Source organism: Paraniabella ginsengisoli, assembly GCF_022513635.1.
Classification (GTDB): Bacteria; Bacteroidota; Bacteroidia; order Chitinophagales; family Chitinophagaceae; genus Niabella; species Niabella ginsengisoli.
In genome coordinates, this window is record NZ_JAKWBL010000001.1 from 1,819,584 (window position 1) to 1,837,320 (window position 17,737).

A 17,737-nucleotide genomic window follows, 5' to 3' on the forward strand; every position below is an offset into this window, starting at 1 on the left:
CTTCAAAAAGCTCTCTTGTCCGCCGGTGGGCGGATAAGCAGCATATAAAAAGGTCTCGTGGCCGAGTGGCTAGGCAGAGCTCTGCAAAAGCTCGTACAGCGGTTCGAATCCGCTCGAGACCTCGGAATAGTAAAAAGTTCTGCAACAATGTTGTGGAACTTTTTTATTAAGAGCCATTTACTAATTTTTACTGTTTGCTTCAATGCTGTGCCGGAAAATGAATAGATTGCATTTTGGTTACATCAAATATATTTTATGATGAGAAATTTCTTTATAGTATCATTAACACTCATTTTTTCTTTTAGCTTAAATGCTCAAAAGAAAAATATTGTACTGATACTAAGCGATGATGCGGGTTATGCAGATTTTGGCTTTCAAAGCAGTCGTTTTATACCAACGCCAAATATTGATAAGATTGCGATGGAAGGTGCAAAATTTACCAACGCTTATGTAACGGGAGCTGTTTGCTCACCATCACGCGCAGGATTGCTTACCGGCATTAATCAACCGGAATTTGGAACGATACACAATTACATAAAAGGTGGGAAGTATAATATAACACAGGATGAATACGGTATTCCCCAACATGTGAAGTTGGTAGGCGATTATCTAAAACCGTTGGGCTACAAATGTGGGATTGTAGGAAAATGGCATGAAGGGTTTTCAAAGCCCTTTCATCCCAACACCAGAGGGTTTGATTATTTTTGGGGATTTCTTTGGGGCAGCAGCAATTACTTTACCGGAACAGCGGTTGAAGTTCAGGAAAATGGAACGCCTGTGGATCCGAAGAATATACCTTATATGACGGATGCGATTGCCGACAAAACGATAGCGTTTATTGAAAGAGAAAAAGATCATCCGTTTTTTGTATATGTTTCTTTTAACGCTATTCATACTCCGCAGGAATCTAAAAAAGAGCATCTGGAACTTTTTCTGGATAAGTATTCTGATGATAAAAGGAAACTTCAAAACGCAGCTATGACTCATTCATTAGATGAAAATGTCGGTAAGATTTTGGATAAACTTGAACAGCTAGGCCTAAAAGAAAACACAATTGTTATTTTCACAAATGATAATGGCGGGCAGGTGAAAGTTAATCATGCTGATAATTTTCCCCTGCGTGGAATGAAAGGCGATGCTTATGAAGGTGGTATTAGGGTACCGATGGCTATTTGCTGGCCTGGAAAAATAAAACCGGGAACAGTTTCGGATGGCATTGCTTCATCTTTAGATTTTCTTCCGACCTTTTTAGAAGCAGCTTGTGAGAACCCCAATATCTACAAGGCTCTTCGCGGACATAGCCTTGTAGATATTGCTTTAAACGAATCACGGTATAAAAAAGAACATTATACTGGAAGCTCGGCAAGGATAAAGGCGCTATCAGAAATGGAGATTGGAAACTTGTTTTATTACCTGGAGAAAGCCCGCAATTGTACAATTTGAAAAATGATATTTCCGAAACAGAAAATATTGTAAAGATTAATAAAAAGCAGGCACAGCAACTGCAAACACTTTACCAGCAATGGAACGCTTCGTTGCCGCCCCTTAATTTTGAGCCGTTGAAAAAATAGCACAGTCTATTAAACCCTTAACAGTCCCCGAAAACCGCGCGCAGCGTAATAAGATTCCGCGCCGTTGTGATATAAAAATACAGTTTCATAACGGCGGTCGCAAAACAAAGCCCCACCTAGTTCGCGAATAGCATCAGGTGTTGCGATCCAACTAGATGTCTTTGTATCGAACTTACCCAGTTTTTGCAAATCTCGATATTGTTCTTCCGTCAATATTTCAATGCCCATGTCGCCAGCCATTCCCAAAGCGCTGTTCTTAGGCTTATGTTCTTTTCTGGATTCAAGTGCTTCATGATCGAAACAAACGCTTCTGCGTCCTTTCGGGCTTTCTGCAGCGCAATCACAAAAAATCAACGCTCCTGTTTTTTTATCCTGACCAATTACATCAGGCTCGCCTTCGGTAATATCCATTTCGTTAATCGACCAGAGTTTTGCAGGATGCGCTTCCAGCCTGACTTGTACGGTTTCCCATTTTAACTCTTGGTGACGATTCATATTTTTTCGAAGCGGCTTTTAAGGATTTTGAACAATCCTTCAGTATCTGATACTGACAGTTTTTTATTGTTCATATCATTTATCTTTTACTGATTAAAGTTTGCGAAATTGATTCTCCTTCCAGCCGGCCTGAAACACCATGACACAATAGTAAGCGCTAACAAAAGGAGAGGAGGAGCCATGGTGCTTAATGCATCACCTGAGGCGATATGCGAAAATATAGCGCCAGACATAGCAAAGAAAAATCCAGCATAAGCCCATTCTTTCAGCAAAGGGAATTTTGGAATAAGCACAGCTATTACACCAAGTAGTTTCAGATTCCAAGTATGGTTAAAAAATAATAAGGATACCCCAACGCTTTCATGCTTGCTGTTTCTTCTTCCATTTGTAGTAACTGTACAATACCGGTAGAGACCATGCCCAGCGATAACCATACTGTTGCGATCCAGTAAATAATGTTATTTCGTTTAGTTGACTTGTTGTTATGATTCATGTTTATTGGTTTATAGAAAGAAATTAGTTATGCAGATTGATGGAGCTTTGAAATAGGCAGCTCGATGTGTTTGAGGCTGCGCGATAATCTTTGTTAATCGTTAAGCCCTTTGCCTTGCATAATATTTGCTTCACTTTTTTCAATTCTTGCTTCACGTGTTGTAGCCTGTTTCGCTTGCGAAAAATAAAGAAGGTAAGCTCTCTGGCGTCCCGGGGTCAATGCTTCAAATGCTTTTTTAAGCATAGGTTTTTCTTTTAGTTTTTTCAGAAATTCTTCGGGCATGTCAAACTCTTTGGTTTTCTTCATGGAGACTGTTAAGCCTGCTTCTTCTATGGTGATCGCTTCATATATATATGTCTTTAGTATTTTCTTTTGTTTATTTACTGCTTCAACGCTGGTAAAGCGAATCTGCCGTGCTACCTGGACATTCTTTGTTTGCTGTATCAATATTCCTTCGGGGTCCTGCAATAGCACACCTTTAAAAAATAAGTAGGCACAATATTCTTTAAACTCATGGATCAGTACTATGTTAGAACCATTAAAAGTATAACACGGGCAGCCCCATTTCAACTCTTCTTGCAATCCACAATCCAACGCAATGTTTCTTAATTGTTGAATGGCGTTTTGCCATTTGTTTTCTTTATTAAAGTAGAAATCTACTTTGGAATTTGTACCAGCCATGATCGTTTATTTTAAGGCCTCACCACCAAGGGAGAGAGGAGAGATTAATTAGATTTCAGTTTGTTGACACAATATCCTGCAAGCGGTTATGCGCCATATTGATGCCAGCAGCGAAAGGCATTTGCAACAATTGATCGCGCAAAGCTACCGAACGAAACACTATATGCATTGTCAATTTACTGGTGTCGTTTGTGAGCGATTCAAAATCCAGAAATTCTAACTGCACATCAAAAGGAGCATCTTCCATTTTAAAAGTACGCGTGATCTTTTGATCAGGAATAAATTCATGGATCGTGCCGTTAGCGCGAAAAACCACATTACCATTGGAATCAGCCGTTTCGAACGCCCATCCGCCGTGTGGTTTATTTTCGAGCTTGACAACCTTAGTGCCCATCCATTGCGATAACAATTCGGCTTCTGTATAAGCTTTAAACAGCAAGTCTACAGGTAGGTCAAACTCCCTTGTGATTACCAGTTCCTGCCTGTCATCTTCAGCGTGTACTTTTGTTTTCCTTTCCATCTTTTTATCTTTTTGGTTTGTCTTTTTCATAACAGATTCCAGTTTATTAAAACGGTCATCCCACATGTTCCTGAATGGTTCGATAAAGTCAGCAACTTCTTTCATTTTTTTGCATTGAAGTGATAATATATTTCACGTCCGTTTTGCTCTTGCTGTAACAATTCACATTCAGTAAGTATCTGTAAGTGCTTTGAAACGGTAGGGCGTGCGGTGTCGAAATTAGCGGCAATAGCGCCGGCTGTCATGGCTTGCGAAGCTATAAGTACCAGTATGGCCCTTCGCGTGGGATCAGCCAAAGCCTGAAAAACGTCTCTTCTTAAATTCATTGCGTAGCTATTTGACTACAAATATATATGTAGTTATTCGACTACGCAAATATTTTTTAGTAATTTATAAAAGTTTCAAAATTTGGTAAATTACTAAGACGAAATTTTTAATACAGTTAATACATTTGATATGGCTAAGACAAATAATTGAAGTAATTAGAAGGCAGCATTAGAATCAAATATTTACACTTGATCTGTAAAATTACATCGCCGAAAAAAATGCTGTTTAATTCTTTTGATGAGCCGTTTGATTTAAATCTCAGATCAGTATAGAATTTTGTTGTTCGTTCTAAATCACTAAAATCAACATTTGCCCATATCATTTTTGATTCACAGTATTTTGTTATTACTTGCCGAACTTCTAAAAGTGAAAAAAATAATCAATATTTCCTATAATTTATATTATGTTAAATACATGATTTTGAGTAATGCTGATTGCTTCCTACTAATATTGGAATAGTTATTGCCTTATACACCATGTAACCGTTTTTGTCAAACCCTTAAACCTACAATTATGCTCAGATGGTCTATTATTTTTCTGATTGTGGCGATTGTTGCTGCGGTCTTTGGTTTCGGCGGCATAGCCTCCACTGCAGCGGGAATTGCAAAAGTTTTATTCTTTGTGTTCCTGGTGTTATTCGTTATCTCTTTGATATTTGGCCGACGCAGTACTTAATGCGCGCTTACGCCATTGATTGATAATATCATTATACCTAAAGTTTAAAAGTCTCAAAGCTTTTAAACTTTTTTTTTTTTTAAAGAAGACTCACGGATGATCAGTTCTGAGTTAATAATAACGGTGTTGATCTGCTGCAAATTGCTAACCCCTTTAATATGATTGATCAGTGTTCTTGCTGCGATTTCCCCCATTTCAATACCCGGATAATTGACAGTTGTCAGTGATGGTTCAATCAAATGTGCAATCGCATCATTATTAAATCCTACCACCGCAATATCTTCTGGTATTTTTATTTTTTGCCCTTTCAGGGTTTTGATAAAAGCAGCTGCCACAAAATCATTTGTAATAAAAGCCGCATCTGGCATGGGTTTCATCTTAACAAGCTTTAATGCAGCATTGATTCCAGCCTGTTCTTCCAGATTATCAACTATTAACATATTGTCATCTGACTTAAGGCCATTATCTTCCAAAGCATCTTTATATCCTCTGTATCTTTCTGCGTACACATTTCGTCCTAGATTAGATGTAATATGTGCAATTCGTTTGCATCCCTGGTTGATCAAATGTTTAGTCGCTTCATAACCGCATTTATAATTGTCGATAACCACAACGGTATTATCGCTATTTTTTTCAACTCGATCAAAGAAGATAACCGGTACTCCTTTATCCTTAAACTGGCGAAAATGATCATATTGTTTGGTATCAAAAGAAAGAGATGCGATCAGGCCATCCACCCTTTTATGAAACAGATTGCGGGCATTAGCTACTTCCTTTTCATAGCTTTCTGAAGAATGTGCAATGATCAAATCATAACCAGCTTCTGCAGTAACTTTCTCAACACCCGACAACACAGCATTACTGAAATTACTATTCAGCTCATGTATCATAAATCCAATTGTATTTGTTTCCTGGGTGCGAAGGTTGCGGGCAAAATGGTTGGTTCTGTAGCCCATTTTTTCTGCAAGTTCAAAAATTCTTTTTTAGTTTTTTTACTTACAACCGGATCATCTTTCAGGGCACGGCTTACAGTAGCTACTGATATTTTTAATTCTCTGGCAAGATCGTATATCGTTATTTCTTTACCTTTTTTCATTTATACTTTTTATCATTTGTATTGCAAGCAAATACGAAGGAGTAAAAGTAATTAAATTAACTCCTCAATTAATGATAAATAATTCAAAAAAGACAGAAAATAAATTTTGTATGTTGAACCGACAGTAAATATATGGCATCGGTGTTGTGTCACTCTCTTCACTTGTGGTACTTATGGCATCCTATATATTCGTTGTCTGAGCCATTATTAATGTATGTTGTTGTTTATCGTTCCGACCGAAGTTTTGCCTCAAGCAAACGAGTGGAGGAATCTCTCGCACAACAAGGAGATTGCTCCACTTCAGTTCGTTACGCTCGCCAAGACGATACTGCTTCATTGCGTTTGCAAAAGAATAAATATCAAAACTCACGTTAATAGCTCATTTTTATAAATCACTCAATTGTTTTTCAAGTTGCCATTTCCATTGCTGATACAGTTCATCGTATTGAGCAACTTTAGATGGCTCGATCAGTTCGAGTCTCTTTCTTTTTCAAAAGCATCCGACGGTTTTTTGAAATAGCCAGCGCCAATACCCGCTCCCAGCGCTGCTCCTACGCTTCCGTCGCAATCATACAACTCAATCGGTACGTTAGTGGCATTTACAAATGCTTCACAAAAAACATTACTTAAAAACATATTCGTTTTTCCGGCTCTTATTATCGCAGGCTGCATACCATTGCCGCGCATGATGTCAAGTCCATATCGAAAAGCAAAAGCAATACCTTCCTGTGCTGCACGAAACAGATGAGCATTGGCATGTTTGTTTAAATCAATATTGATAATATGAGCACCCGGAATTTTATTATTCAGCATGCGTTCAGCGCCGTTTCCAAAAGGTAGAATTAACAACCCATCACTACCAGCGTTTATCGTTGATGCGGCCTCATTCATTTCTGGATAAGACATACCGCCACTCAAATTTCTAACCCATTTATTAAGTATGCCGGTTCCATTGATACATAGCAGCACGCCCACGCGTGTAAACTGATCCGTATAATTAACATGCGCAAAACTGTTTACCCTGCTTTGCGGATCATAAGTAAGTGCATCGCTAACACCATAAATCACACCGGATGTTCCGCCGTTGCCGCTACATCCCCCGGCTCCATTACGTTTAAAGAAAGTGCGTTATTGGGCTGGTCGCCAGCTTTGTAACAAATGGGTATGCCTTCCTTTAATGAAAGCTCGTCTGCTATTGACTTTGATAGTTTTCCATGTTCTGAAAACACCAGCCTTAATTCAGGAATAATGTTTTGGTCAAAACCAAAATACTGCACTACTTCTTCTGATATCTTGTTCTTTGAAAAATCCCAAAATATACCTTCTGATAATGCAGATGCTGTTGTGGTGGTTACGCCTGTTAAACGCTGTGCAATAAAATCTCCAGGCAGCATGATCTGATCGATCTGTTCAAAAATTTCCGGCTCATGTTCTTTAACCCAGGCCAGCTTTGCAGCCGTAAAGTTTCCCGGAGAATTTAAAAGATCGCGTAAGCAGTTCTCGTACCCAATAGAATCAAAGGCTTTGTCGCCGTAAGGTACCGCACGGCTATCACACCAGATGATACTGTTGCGCAGCACGGCTCCTTTTTTATCTAATAAAACAAGTCCATGCATTTGATAAGAAATACCAATAGCACCAATATCGTTTGAATTGTATTTACCGGATTGATGTACTTTTTTAATAGCTTCTTTTACATCCTGCCACCAACCTTCCGGTGATTGTTCCGCCCAACCGGGTTTTAAGGAGATGATCTCTTTTTCAGTTTCCGGATATTGGGCAGATGCAATGGCCAGCTGTGTAGCGCCATCGACAACAGAAACTTTTATTGAGGAAGTGCCAACATCAATACCTAATAACAACATGCACGTTTAGATTTTTGTATTTAGACAATTCTCAGATAAACCTATTAATAATATTTTCAAAATACTCCTGTTTTCCACTTTTTACAGCGGGTTCACCAGCTTCAATCGCATACGTACGCAGATCTTCTAATGTGAGTTTTCCTTCTTCAAACTCCTTCCCTTTTCCATTGTCGAATGACGCATACCGATCTGTTCTGAGTTTTTTAAAATCTGATTTATTAAGAATAGCATCTGCAGTTATCAATGCGCGGGCAAATGTATCCATACCGCCAATATGCGCGTAAAACAAATCAGCCGGATCGGTAGAACTGCGGCGGATCTTTGCATCAAAGTTGATGCCTCCTCCCTGCAATCCACCTGCTTGTAAAAAGATCAGCATGGCTTCGGTAAGTTCGTTCAGGTTATTTGGAAACTGATCAGTGTCCCAACCATTTTGATAATCGCCTCTGTTAGCATCTAAAGATCCCAACACGCCAGCATCAGCTGCAACTTGTAGTTCATGCTGAAACGTATGTCCGGCAAGGGTTGCGTGGTTTACTTCAATATTTATTTTAAAATCTTCTAACAAATCCCACTGACGTAAAAAGCCGATCACCGTTTCGCAATCAAAATCATATTGATGTTTGGTAGGCTCCATTGGTTTCGGTTCAATCAAAAAAGTTCCTTTAAAACCATTCTTTCTTGCATAGTCTTTAGCCGTATGCAGAAAGCGTGCAAAGTGTTCTTTCTCCCTTTTCATATCCGTATTCAAAAGTGTCATATAGCCTTCTCTCCCACCCCAAAATACGTAGCCATCACCGCCTAGTTCAATAGTAGCATCAATAGCAGCTTTTACTTGCGCGGCAGCATGAGACAGCACATGAAAATCCGGGTTGGTGGATGCGCCATTCATGTAACGTGGATTTGAAAAAACATTGGCCGTGCCCCACAAAAGCTTTACTCCACTTTCTGTTTGTTTTTGTTTGGCATAATCAACCAAAGCCTGTAAACGTTTGTCATTTTCGTTTACATCTGATCCATAATCCACAAGGTCTATATCGTGAAAGCAATAAAAAGGCAGGTTCATTTTTGTAATGAATTCGAAAGCCGCATCCATTTTATCTTTAGCTCTTCCTATCGCATCAGTTTTGCTGTTCCAGTCAAACACATGAGTACCTGGACCGAATGGATCATTTCCATCGTTGCAGAACGAATGCCAATAAGCACATGCAAAACGAAAGTGTTCTTTCAAAGTTTTACCAGCCACTACCCTGCTCTCATCGTACCAGCGAAAGGCAAGCGGGTTGTCACTTTCAATACCTTCATATTTTATTTGAGGAATTTCTTTAAAGTATTCTTTATCTCCTAATATTACGCTCATAGATTTTGATTATATGTAAGTATATGTATTGGATTAATGTCAACTGAATCGTTAAATTATAAACCTGATGAATGCAATATTAATGAAATATTGTAATCGGTTTCATAAAAACATAGAATTATTTTCTCAAACTTCATTAATATAAAAAACCGCTCAAAATAGAGCGGTCTTCCTAAACAAATTCTAAATTAAATTTATCTTAACTTAACAAATATGTCATCCCATTTTTTCTCAAGGGCCACAAATTTGTCTCTGTCTGCTGCTTTTGCATCTTCAATTTTATAAGAATAATATTCTGCAATATTACCTGCAATAAGCCGATATGTGCGTTTTTGAGTAGCATCTAAACTTGGCATTTTAGCGAACATTTCAGCTGCTTTTTCGTAGTTCGTCTTCGCTATATCATAGGCTTCATTATAGGATTTTTTTATATCGGCAACTTTTTGTTTATCAGCCGCTGTTGCTTTTGCTCCCTTCTTCGTAACCTCTGTTTCAGCGGTAACCATTTCATTACGAATATTTCCTGCTTTTAATTGATAATGATCTCCCAACAATAAATATGGCTGCATTTCTTCTGGCTTCAAGCTTGATGCCTTATTTAAAGCGGCAAGCATCTTGGTTTCCAGTTCTGCCGCATTACCCGGCATAACGGCTCCTTCTTTACGGGAATCTAAAGTATCGTAAATGATCTCGGCCAAAGTAATGTTTGCTTTATAATCTTCAGGACTTGCCGCTAAAAGCTTTTCAAGGCTTGCTAATCTTTCATTGAAATTAGAGCTGCTTCCTACTGCAAAATCAAGCATTGAATATGTAAAGAACTCGCTTTGAGGATATAGTTCTTTGCCTAATGCTTTATATTTTTCAAAATTTGCGTTATCATTCTTTGTAGCATAATGCCTTACTAAACCCTGGTAAACACTTTCGTAAGATGTTCCATTGTAGTCTTTAATTTTAGCATCAGCTATACGTGTGTAATACTTTAAAGCATCTTCTTCGTGTTTGGTATTTTCTGCCAGTAAGCCAGTATAATAAACTGCTGCTGTATCCATTTGCTTATTCATGATCTTTTTCGCAATCAAAAGTTCAGAATAGTCCACTGTTTTTTTAAATTTTTCGAATGCAGGTTCATACGCTTTGCTATTGATGTCGTTAATACCTGCATTAAAATACGCTGCATATAGATTGTAGGGAGCATTTTTATACATGGGGTCCTCTAATAATTTCATATCAGGTTCCATCTCTTTATATTTTGCTAAGGCGGCATCAGCCTCTGTCCTGTTCTTTTCGGCTTCAGCAGCTTTACTGCTATCCACAGCTAAACTCGCAAATACAGCGGCTTTCAGTATATGCCCTTCAGGTTTTGTAAAGAATTTTTCGTTGGTAGAATTCTTATCAAAGGCTTCCTTTGCTTTGTCGGTTTGCCCAAGGGCAAGCGCACCTTTTATATCTTCATATTTCTGTGCATATGCCCCAGCTGTCGAAAAAGCAGCAATTGTTGCAAGTAAAATCACTTTTTTCATTCGTATATTTTTATTGTTTTTGTCAAATAGATCCGACATTCATCGGATTCGCCAATATAATATCTCTTTGGTCATGCCAAGCGATTATGGCTCATTTTAATTTGTATAGTTTTCAATTATGGGAAATAGTATTATTTATAATATTCTGATTTCTATAAAGATACTTTTTTATATACTTTTACTCTTCACTTGGAGTCTCCGGTTTTTCTGCGCTTTCATCTGTAGCTTGAGATTCAGAATCCGGAGGTATTACGCCTTCAATAGAACTTTCAGCATTTTCTATATTTTCAACGTCTTCCATCTCCTGCTCATCAACCGTAGTAATAGCAGCGATATCATCTCCCTCATCTAATCGTATCAACTTAACTCCTTGCGTTGCTCGCCCTAATTCACTAATTCCGCTTACCGGCATCCTGATGGTGATACCACTTTTAGATGTTATTAACAAATCTTCATTTTCAAACACATCTAATAACCCTACTAATTTACCGGTTTTTTCAGTTACGTTAAGTGTTTTTACACCTTTTCCTCCGCGGTTTGTAAACCTGTATTCATCCACGGCAGTCTTTTTACCATATCCTTTTTCACTTACTACTAACACCCCTGGCACAATTTCAGCATTCTTTGGTACACAAATCATGCCTATTACTTCATCATTATCATCATCTACTTCAATACCTGCAACACCAATGGCGCCACGACCAGTTGCGCGTACTTTTTCCTCGGAAAATCTGATAGCGCGGCCACTCTTTACAGCCATCATAACATCGCAACTTCCGTCAGTAAGTTTAGCTTCCAGCAACTGATCTCCTTCCACAATAGTGATTGCATTTACACCCGTTTGTCTGGGTCGGCTAAAATCGCTAAGACTGGTTTTTTTAATCGTTCCTTTTTTAGTACAAAGCAAAATATTATGCGCCTTTACAAATTCCTCATCTTTTAGATCTTTAATATCAATGATCGTACGGATTTTGTCATCCGGCGGCAGTTGCATCAGGTTTTGTATCGCTCGTCCTTTTCCCGTTTTCTCACCTTCCGGAATTTCATAAACATTCAGCCAATAACATCTTCCCATCTCAGTGAAGAATAATAAAGTATGGTGTGTAGAAGCAACAAATAAATGTTCTATATAATCTTCTTCCCTCGTTTTACCACCGCGAACACCACGGCCACCACGGCGTTGTGCACGATATTCATCAGCCGAAGTTCTTTTGATATACCCTAAATGAGAAATGGTAATCACAACATCTTCATCCTTGATCAGGTCTTTAATACTTACTTCATCGCTTCTGTAAGTAATTTCTGTACGACGCTCATCACCAAATTTTTGCTTGATTTCAAGCAGTTCTGTTTTGATAATTTCAAAACGTAAACCAGCATTTGAGAGAATTTCTTTCAGATGCGCAATCAGCTTCATCAAAGATTCATATTCTTCCTTAATCTTATCACGCTCCATGCCTGTAAGGCGCTGCAGGCGCAACTCCAATATTGCTTTGGCTTGAATTTCATCTAATCCCCATCCGGCATTAATAAGGTTCTCTTTCGCAACCTCGGGAGTAGGAGAACTTCTGATCAAACGAATTACTTCATCCAAATGATCCAAAGCAATTAAATAGCCTTGCAAAATATGAGCCCGTTTTTCCGCTTCTCTTAATTCATATTCTGTTCGCCTCACAACTACATCATGTCTGAATTCAATAAATTCAGCAATCATGTCTTTAACATTCAATATACGCGGACGGCCTTTCACAATGGCCACGTTGTTGATCCCGAAAGATGTTTGAAGATCGGTATGTTTATAAAGCTGATTGATTACAACATTTGCAATGGCATCTCGCTTAAGATCAAGCACTACTCTTGTACCGTCTTTATTCGACTCATTGTTGACGTGTACAATACCTTCAATTATTTTATTATTTACCAACTCACCAATTCGATTAGTGAGCGAATCGCGGTTCACCTGGTAAGGCACCTCTGTAATGACAATTTGTTCTCGCCCGCTTGGCTTGGTATCTACCTGAACCCTACCGCGCACCACTACCCTTCCGCGACCGGTATGCATGCCGGCTTTAATACCTTCCATTCCATAGATAATGCCACCAGTTGGAAAATCAGGTGCTTTCACAAGCAGCATCAATTCATCAATAGTAATGTCGTTGTTGTCGATATACGCTGCACAACCGTCTATCACCTCGCTTAAGTTGTGAGGCATAATGCTTGTTGCCATACCTACTGCGATACCGCTTGATCCATTAACCAATAAATTGGGTATGCGTGTAGGAAGTATAGTAGGTTCTTTTTCCGAATCGTCAAAGTTGAGCTGAAAATCGACGGTGTCTTTTTCAATATCGTCGAGCATGTGCTCAGCAAGCTTTTCTAATCGAACCTCGGTATAACGCATAGCCGCCGGGCCATCACCATCCTGGTTACCAAAGTTACCTTGTCCATCTACCATGGTGTATCGCATGCTCCATTCCTGCGCCATACGTACCATCGCATCATATACGGAGCTATCGCCATGTGGGTGATATTTACCCAACACTTCCCCTACAACACGGGCAGACTTCTTATAAGATTTATTAGCATATAAACCCAATTCGTTCATCGCATAAAGTATTCGGCGATGAACAGGTTTTAAACCATCTCTTACGTCGGGCAAAGCACGTCCTACAATTACACTCATCGAGTAATCGATGTAGGCCGTTTTCATCTGTTCTTCTATATTTACGGGAATAATCCGATTATTATCCTGCGTTTCCTGTGGCTCCTGATTATCTTCCATTTAAATGATTCTGTTCTTAAAAAAATTAATATAAAATAGCGTTAACAACGCTCGCAAATCTAATCTTTTTATAGCTGAAAACAGCTTTATAAATGAGGATTTTTCACCAGTTTATGCACCAATAATCAACCATGGATAGACGGGAGACAAGATTACCTTTTTGTACCAGCAGAAGAATATAAATCAGCGGTTTTGCCACGCTCGCTTGTACTGTAAAATATGTATCAACCTACATATTCTTCGCAGGTATATATTGGTCAGACCGGGACGCCCGCCTGACCGGACGGGCAGGGTCAGACCATGTAAAAAGCCGCTTCAAAATTGAAACGGCTTTTGTTAAATATCATGCTGTATTTATTTAAGCTTAAAGGCTTTTTTGACCTTAGAAACATGGTCTAATTTTTCCCAGGTAAATAGCTCTACTTTTTTAACTACTTTTTTCCATCAGGAGAAAAGAATGTTTTTTCAATTGTTTTGCTTTCCCTGCCCATATGTCCATAAGCGGCAGTTTCGCTGTAAATAGGATTACGCAACTTTAACCTTTGTTCAATAAAATAAGGTCTCATATCAAAAATTCCTTCTACGATTTCGCTGATCTGGCCGTCGGTAAGTTCTACTTTAGCAGTTCCATAAGTATTTACGTTAACGCTCGTAGGCTTTGCAACGCCTATGGCATAAGAAACCTGCACCAATACCTCTTCACATAATCCTGCTGCTACCAGATTTTTAGCAATATGCCTGGTTGCATATGCACCACTTCTGTCAACTTTACTTGGGTCTTTACCACTAAAAGCACCACCACCATGAGCACCCTTACCGCCGTAAGTATCTACAATTATTTTACGACCAGTTAAACCTGTATCTCCATGTGGGCCACCAATTACAAACTTGCCTGTTGGATTTATGTGATATTTTATTTTGTCGTTGAATAAGTGCTTATACTGCGGGTATTTTTTGATAACACGTGGTATCAAAATATTTTTTATATCATCGCTGATCTTCTTTAACATTTTTGCTTCTGCATCAAAATCATCATGCTGTGTCGAGATCACGATAGCATCTATGCGAACTGGTTTGTTATTATCGTCATACTCAAGAGTTACCTGGCTTTTTGAGTCAGGTCGAAGATATTTGATCTGTTTATTTTCTCTTCTTAACTCAGCTAACTCAATTAAAAGTGTATGTGATAGATCCAACGCCAAAGGCATATAGTTCGCTGTTTCGTTAGTGGCATACCCAAACATCATTCCCTGGTCGCCAGCGCCTTGTTCTTCCTTTTTCTTTTTATCAACTCCCTGGTTAATATCAGATGATTGCTCATGAATCGCAGATAATACACCACAAGAGTTTGCCTCAAACATATACTCGCTTTTGGTGTAACCAATTTTACTGATCACTTTGCGGGCAATATCCTGCACATCTAAATAAGCCTTTGATTTTACCTCTCCCGCCAAAACAACCTGACCGGTTGTAACCAGGGTTTCGCAAGCCACTTTTGACTGTGGATCAAAAGCAAGAAAATTATCAATTAATGAGTCTGATATTTGATCCGCAACTTTGTCAGGATGGCCTTCCGAAACACTTTCAGAAGTAAATAAATAAGGCATTTAAAAGATATTTAGAAGTCTATAAATTTAATTGGGTGCAAATATAGCATCTGCACCCAATTATATAAAATTATAATGTCGGCTTACTTTAGTTTTGAATACACCACACGTAGCTTCATTCTTTGAGTTGGGTGATTTCCGCCACCAATACGAACGCGGCCAATACCAGCATATCCATAAAAGCTTGATTGTGGTATAGGGAATCGTGCAGAAATAATCGGTGTTTGATCACCCATTTCTAAACTCGTTGCAGCTGGTGCATATAACCTCATCATATAATACGGTACTTTATCAGACACAAGATGCTGGGCATATCGCGTTAAATTAAAACGCCATTGACGTACTCTATTGCCAAAAGGATCGGTAATATTGAAAAAAGTTTGTAACGCGGAACCAGAGCTATAGAAGTTTTCATAACCTGATAAAGCGTAACCGCCGGTTTGAGTTTGCGTGACTCCAAAAACTGAAGGTATTAACTTAAACTTACCTGCTGTAGAATCATAAATATCAAGAAACACGTTAGGTGGTGCATAAAACAGGGTGTCCGAAGCATCATAAATGCTTTCCATTTGAAGTTCTGCTAAATGGATGACGCTATTTTGAAAGTCAGCAAGTTCCGGAATTTTCACATTAGCAAAAGTTCCCGGTGAATTTTGTATATAAACGATTTGATCCTGTGTAAGATCGTCGCTTCCTGCTGTAACCTGAGTGCCGTTATAATCTCTGTTTATATAGTTGGCGCTGGCGTTGCCCTGAAAAAAGGCTAAAGTAGCAACTGCAGTGTCCATGTCTGTTGGCGTGGTAGTATTATTATATCGGTAATATACTGCAAGCCGCGAATTTGATGACGTTAGATCTAATAACATTAAAGCATTACCACCTCCAATGGATTGCAACGCAAAACCCTTGAATTTTGTACGGAATAATGAATCTGAACTATATCCATCATTTGCGCCAGTTGAATCATAGGCCAATAACCTTTCACCAAAACTGTTGTCTAATTTGATGCGTAATTGATTGGCAACTGTTGTCGTATCAGGGTAATTAATTACCTGAATGGAATCGCTAAACGTGCGCGGAATAATAGTTTTACTTCCTAAAACATTTGTTGCTGTAAATTGGCGGTTAACTTTATATACCGAATCACCTCTAAACTCATTGGCCTGGTCAAGTTCCGAAACCTGAATGGTTTGAGGGGTTAAAGAATCACCGTAAGTGCCATTTTGTAGATGGTCAATAATCAAAACTACTGAATCAAGGTAAAGTGAACCTGGGCGATTTTTAAATGGAAAAACACCTCCGTTTGATACCTGAAAATAGATCCTTGCATCTGTTTTACCAAAGATCGGATCGTTAGTAATGTTACCCAATAGTTTAGGAAAAGCCGGAAACGATCTAAACGAATCAGCCTCCGAAGAAAAAATTCCATTGTAAGTTTCAACATCTAATAAAGTGTCAAATGTATTGATATTGTCAACCGGAGGAATTAGATCCTGACCTAACTCAGTTGGCAGATTGATTTTATTACATGATGAAAAGAAAGTAACAAAAGAAGATAGCGCAAGGATAAATACTATATATTTCTTCACACAGATTATTTTGAAAGTATTGATACGGTAAGTTTTATAAATTATTCCGCAAGATCGTTATACAGTTGTAAATACTCTGTTAAATCAGAATCTTCTTTAAACTGCAATGTTTTTTTACCTCTTACTTTAGTAAACTCAGCTACTAATTTTTTATCCACATTAGGTGAGCCAAAAGTAATAGCATCAGCGTAGGTTGCGCCACCTCTCATTAAAGCAGCATTAGTTCCTTCTTTAAAAGGTTCCAGATCTTTTTCCTTAATGGAAGGGTGAATAAGCGCTTTGGAAATAAAGCCTTTTCCGAGCTTCTCTTTAAAGGTATTTTCTCCTATTGTAAACACTATTTTGCTATGAGCAAAAACTGGTTCTTTCTTGTATATTGTTTTCAAATAAGCAGGTATCAAACCAGTCATCCAACCGCTGCAATGAATCACATCCGGGCTCCAGCCAAATTTCTTAACTGTCTCCAATGCCCCTTTACAGTAAAAAACAGTCCTGAGATCGTTATCAGAAAACCACTTATCCTCATCATCATGAAATAAAGTTTTTCTTTTAAATAATTCCTCGTTCTCCAAAAAGTAAACCTGTAAACGGGCGCTGGGTAAAGAAGCCACTTTTATCTGTAAGGGCATGTCGTCATTATCTACCGTTACATTGATGCCTGAAAGCCTAACCACTTCATGCAGCCTGTGCCTGCGTTCGTTGATAACACCAAAACGTGGCATAATGCATCGAACTTCAAAGCCATTGTCGTTAGCTTTGATGGCGAGTTTATTCACAATTTCAGAAAACTCAGTCAACTCTAAATACGGCGACATTTCATTGGCTATAAATAAAATTCTTTTCTTTGTTGACATGCTTTAGCAATTTTTAAAGTGTGCGAAGTTACAGATTTATGCGCAAACGTCCCTATATAACAAAATATACGAATGAAAGTATTTAAGAAGATAATAGATATACAAGCCTTGCTTAAAAGCAAAAAGAAGCAACATTTAACGATAGGATTAGTACCCACAATGGGTGCTTTGCATGATGGACATTTGAAATTATTAGAAATTTGCAAATCAGAATGTGATGTAGCAGTGGTGAGCGTTTTCGTTAATCCAACCCAGTTCAACGACAAAAAGATTTAGACAAATATCCCCGTACAATAGAAAAG

At 38.5% G+C, this 17,737-nt stretch carries 16 protein-coding genes, 1 tRNA gene and 2 pseudogenes; 4 read left to right on the top strand and 15 right to left on the bottom strand.

All coding sequences use genetic code 11. The annotated features are described in order from the left end of the window. Window positions 1-51 precede the first annotated feature (51 nt). A tRNA-Cys gene (locus MKP09_RS09945) sits at window positions 52-122 on the top strand. 133 nt (window positions 123-255) lie between these two features. Then, entirely contained in the window at window positions 256-1,443 is a 1,188-nt protein-coding gene (locus MKP09_RS09950) for a sulfatase-like hydrolase/transferase (RefSeq protein ID WP_240827613.1), read from the top strand. A gap of 137 nt (window positions 1,444-1,580) precedes the next feature. Here the strand turns inward: MKP09_RS09950 and MKP09_RS09955 are convergent, their stop codons facing one another. From MKP09_RS09955 to MKP09_RS09980, 5 genes and pseudogenes are all read right to left on the bottom strand, one after another. After that, window positions 1,581-2,066: a DUF4256 domain-containing protein gene (locus MKP09_RS09955; RefSeq protein WP_240827615.1), complete on the bottom strand. Its 486-nt coding sequence runs from the start codon at window positions 2,064-2,066 to the stop codon at window positions 1,581-1,583. 86 nt (window positions 2,067-2,152) lie between these two features. Then, window positions 2,153-2,559, bottom strand: a pseudogene (locus tag MKP09_RS28035) (DoxX family protein). Between the two features lie 93 nt (window positions 2,560-2,652). After that, window positions 2,653-3,240: a YdeI/OmpD-associated family protein gene (locus tag MKP09_RS09970; protein ID WP_240827636.1), complete on the bottom strand. Its 588-nt coding sequence runs from the start codon at window positions 3,238-3,240 to the stop codon at window positions 2,653-2,655. A gap of 55 nt (window positions 3,241-3,295) precedes the next feature. Continuing rightward, on the bottom strand, window positions 3,296-3,760 hold the full coding sequence (locus MKP09_RS09975; protein ID WP_240829455.1) for an SRPBCC family protein: 465 nt from the start codon (window positions 3,758-3,760) through the stop codon (window positions 3,296-3,298). After that, window positions 3,761-4,086, bottom strand: a pseudogene (locus MKP09_RS09980) (ArsR/SmtB family transcription factor); the annotation flags it as partial. A gap of 514 nt (window positions 4,087-4,600) precedes the next feature. On the opposite strand from MKP09_RS09980, the gene MKP09_RS09985 reads away from it, so the two are divergent. Next, window positions 4,601-4,762 carry a DUF1328 domain-containing protein gene (locus tag MKP09_RS09985; RefSeq protein WP_240827638.1) on the top strand — a complete coding sequence of 54 codons (162 nt, stop codon included), beginning with the start codon at window positions 4,601-4,603 and terminating at the stop codon, window positions 4,760-4,762. Window positions 4,763-4,824: 62 nt separating this feature from the next. Here MKP09_RS09985 and MKP09_RS09990 read toward each other — a convergent pair whose 3' ends face one another. The 10 genes from MKP09_RS09990 to MKP09_RS10035 all read right to left on the bottom strand — a co-directional run bounded on the left by MKP09_RS09990 (window position 4,825) and on the right by MKP09_RS10035 (window position 17,435). After that, on the bottom strand, window positions 4,825-5,652 hold the full coding sequence (locus MKP09_RS09990) for a LacI family DNA-binding transcriptional regulator (protein ID WP_240827640.1): 828 nt from the start codon (window positions 5,650-5,652) through the stop codon (window positions 4,825-4,827). Further along, window positions 5,649-5,858: a LacI family DNA-binding transcriptional regulator gene (locus tag MKP09_RS09995; RefSeq protein WP_240827642.1), complete on the bottom strand. Its 210-nt coding sequence runs from the start codon at window positions 5,856-5,858 to the stop codon at window positions 5,649-5,651. The genes MKP09_RS09990 and MKP09_RS09995 overlap by 4 nt, the downstream gene beginning before the upstream one ends. A gap of 468 nt (window positions 5,859-6,326) precedes the next feature. Next, the gene (locus MKP09_RS10000) at window positions 6,327-6,926 is read right to left on the bottom strand and encodes an FGGY-family carbohydrate kinase (RefSeq protein WP_240827651.1); all 600 of its coding nucleotides are present in this window, start codon (window positions 6,924-6,926) and stop codon (window positions 6,327-6,329) included. Then, window positions 6,923-7,723, bottom strand: a complete 801-nt coding sequence (locus MKP09_RS10005; RefSeq protein WP_240827653.1) for an FGGY family carbohydrate kinase — start codon at window positions 7,721-7,723, stop codon at window positions 6,923-6,925. The genes MKP09_RS10000 and MKP09_RS10005 overlap by 4 nt, the downstream gene beginning before the upstream one ends. Before the next feature lie 31 nt (window positions 7,724-7,754). Further along, window positions 7,755-9,083, bottom strand: coding sequence for a xylose isomerase (xylA, locus tag MKP09_RS10010; RefSeq protein WP_240827655.1), 1,329 nt, complete (start codon window positions 9,081-9,083; stop codon window positions 7,755-7,757). 194 nt (window positions 9,084-9,277) lie between these two features. Beyond that, complete coding sequence (locus MKP09_RS10015) at window positions 9,278-10,603, bottom strand: hypothetical protein (RefSeq protein WP_240827657.1); 1,326 nt, start codon at window positions 10,601-10,603, stop codon at window positions 9,278-9,280. A gap of 178 nt (window positions 10,604-10,781) precedes the next feature. Next, the gene (gene gyrA, locus MKP09_RS10020) at window positions 10,782-13,385 is read right to left on the bottom strand and encodes a DNA gyrase subunit A (protein WP_240827659.1); all 2,604 of its coding nucleotides are present in this window, start codon (window positions 13,383-13,385) and stop codon (window positions 10,782-10,784) included. A gap of 431 nt (window positions 13,386-13,816) precedes the next feature. Beyond that, window positions 13,817-14,992 carry a methionine adenosyltransferase gene (metK, locus tag MKP09_RS10025; protein WP_240827697.1) on the bottom strand — a complete coding sequence of 392 codons (1,176 nt, stop codon included), beginning with the start codon at window positions 14,990-14,992 and terminating at the stop codon, window positions 13,817-13,819. Between the two features lie 83 nt (window positions 14,993-15,075). Further along, window positions 15,076-16,581 (bottom strand): DUF4270 family protein, encoded by a 1,506-nt coding sequence (locus MKP09_RS10030; RefSeq protein ID WP_240827699.1) that lies wholly within the window; start codon window positions 16,579-16,581, stop codon window positions 15,076-15,078. A gap of 41 nt (window positions 16,582-16,622) precedes the next feature. Further along, window positions 16,623-17,435, bottom strand: a complete 813-nt coding sequence (locus tag MKP09_RS10035) for a glycogen/starch synthase (protein WP_240827710.1) — start codon at window positions 17,433-17,435, stop codon at window positions 16,623-16,625. 72 nt (window positions 17,436-17,507) lie between these two features. On the opposite strand from MKP09_RS10035, the gene MKP09_RS25855 reads away from it, so the two are divergent. Then, entirely contained in the window at window positions 17,508-17,711 is a 204-nt protein-coding gene (locus tag MKP09_RS25855; RefSeq protein ID WP_262915192.1) for a pantoate--beta-alanine ligase, read from the top strand. The last annotated feature ends 26 nt before the right edge of the window (window positions 17,712-17,737 follow it).

Coding starts and splice junctions, on each gene's coding strand:
- MKP09_RS09955 (WP_240827615.1), bottom strand. CDS start 2,066: ATGAATCGTCACCAAGAGTTAAAATGGGAAACCGTACAAGTCAGGCTG.
- MKP09_RS10035 (WP_240827710.1), bottom strand. CDS start 17,435: ATGTCAACAAAGAAAAGAATTTTATTTATAGCCAATGAAATGTCGCCG.
- MKP09_RS09990 (WP_240827640.1), bottom strand. CDS start 5,652: ATGATACATGAGCTGAATAGTAATTTCAGTAATGCTGTGTTGTCGGGT.
- MKP09_RS09985 (WP_240827638.1), top strand. CDS start 4,601: ATGCTCAGATGGTCTATTATTTTTCTGATTGTGGCGATTGTTGCTGCG.
- MKP09_RS25855 (WP_262915192.1), top strand. CDS start 17,508: ATGAAAGTATTTAAGAAGATAATAGATATACAAGCCTTGCTTAAAAGC.
- metK (WP_240827697.1), bottom strand. CDS start 14,992: ATGCCTTATTTATTTACTTCTGAAAGTGTTTCGGAAGGCCATCCTGAC.
- MKP09_RS09995 (WP_240827642.1), bottom strand. CDS start 5,858: ATGAAAAAAGGTAAAGAAATAACGATATACGATCTTGCCAGAGAATTA.
- MKP09_RS09975 (WP_240829455.1), bottom strand. CDS start 3,760: ATGGAAAGGAAAACAAAAGTACACGCTGAAGATGACAGGCAGGAACTG.
- MKP09_RS09970 (WP_240827636.1), bottom strand. CDS start 3,240: ATGGCTGGTACAAATTCCAAAGTAGATTTCTACTTTAATAAAGAAAAC.
- gyrA (WP_240827659.1), bottom strand. CDS start 13,385: ATGGAAGATAATCAGGAGCCACAGGAAACGCAGGATAATAATCGGATT.
- MKP09_RS10015 (WP_240827657.1), bottom strand. CDS start 10,603: ATGAAAAAAGTGATTTTACTTGCAACAATTGCTGCTTTTTCGACAGCT.
- MKP09_RS10005 (WP_240827653.1), bottom strand. CDS start 7,723: ATGTTGTTATTAGGTATTGATGTTGGCACTTCCTCAATAAAAGTTTCT.
- MKP09_RS09950 (WP_240827613.1), top strand. CDS start 256: ATGATGAGAAATTTCTTTATAGTATCATTAACACTCATTTTTTCTTTT.
- xylA (WP_240827655.1), bottom strand. CDS start 9,083: ATGAGCGTAATATTAGGAGATAAAGAATACTTTAAAGAAATTCCTCAA.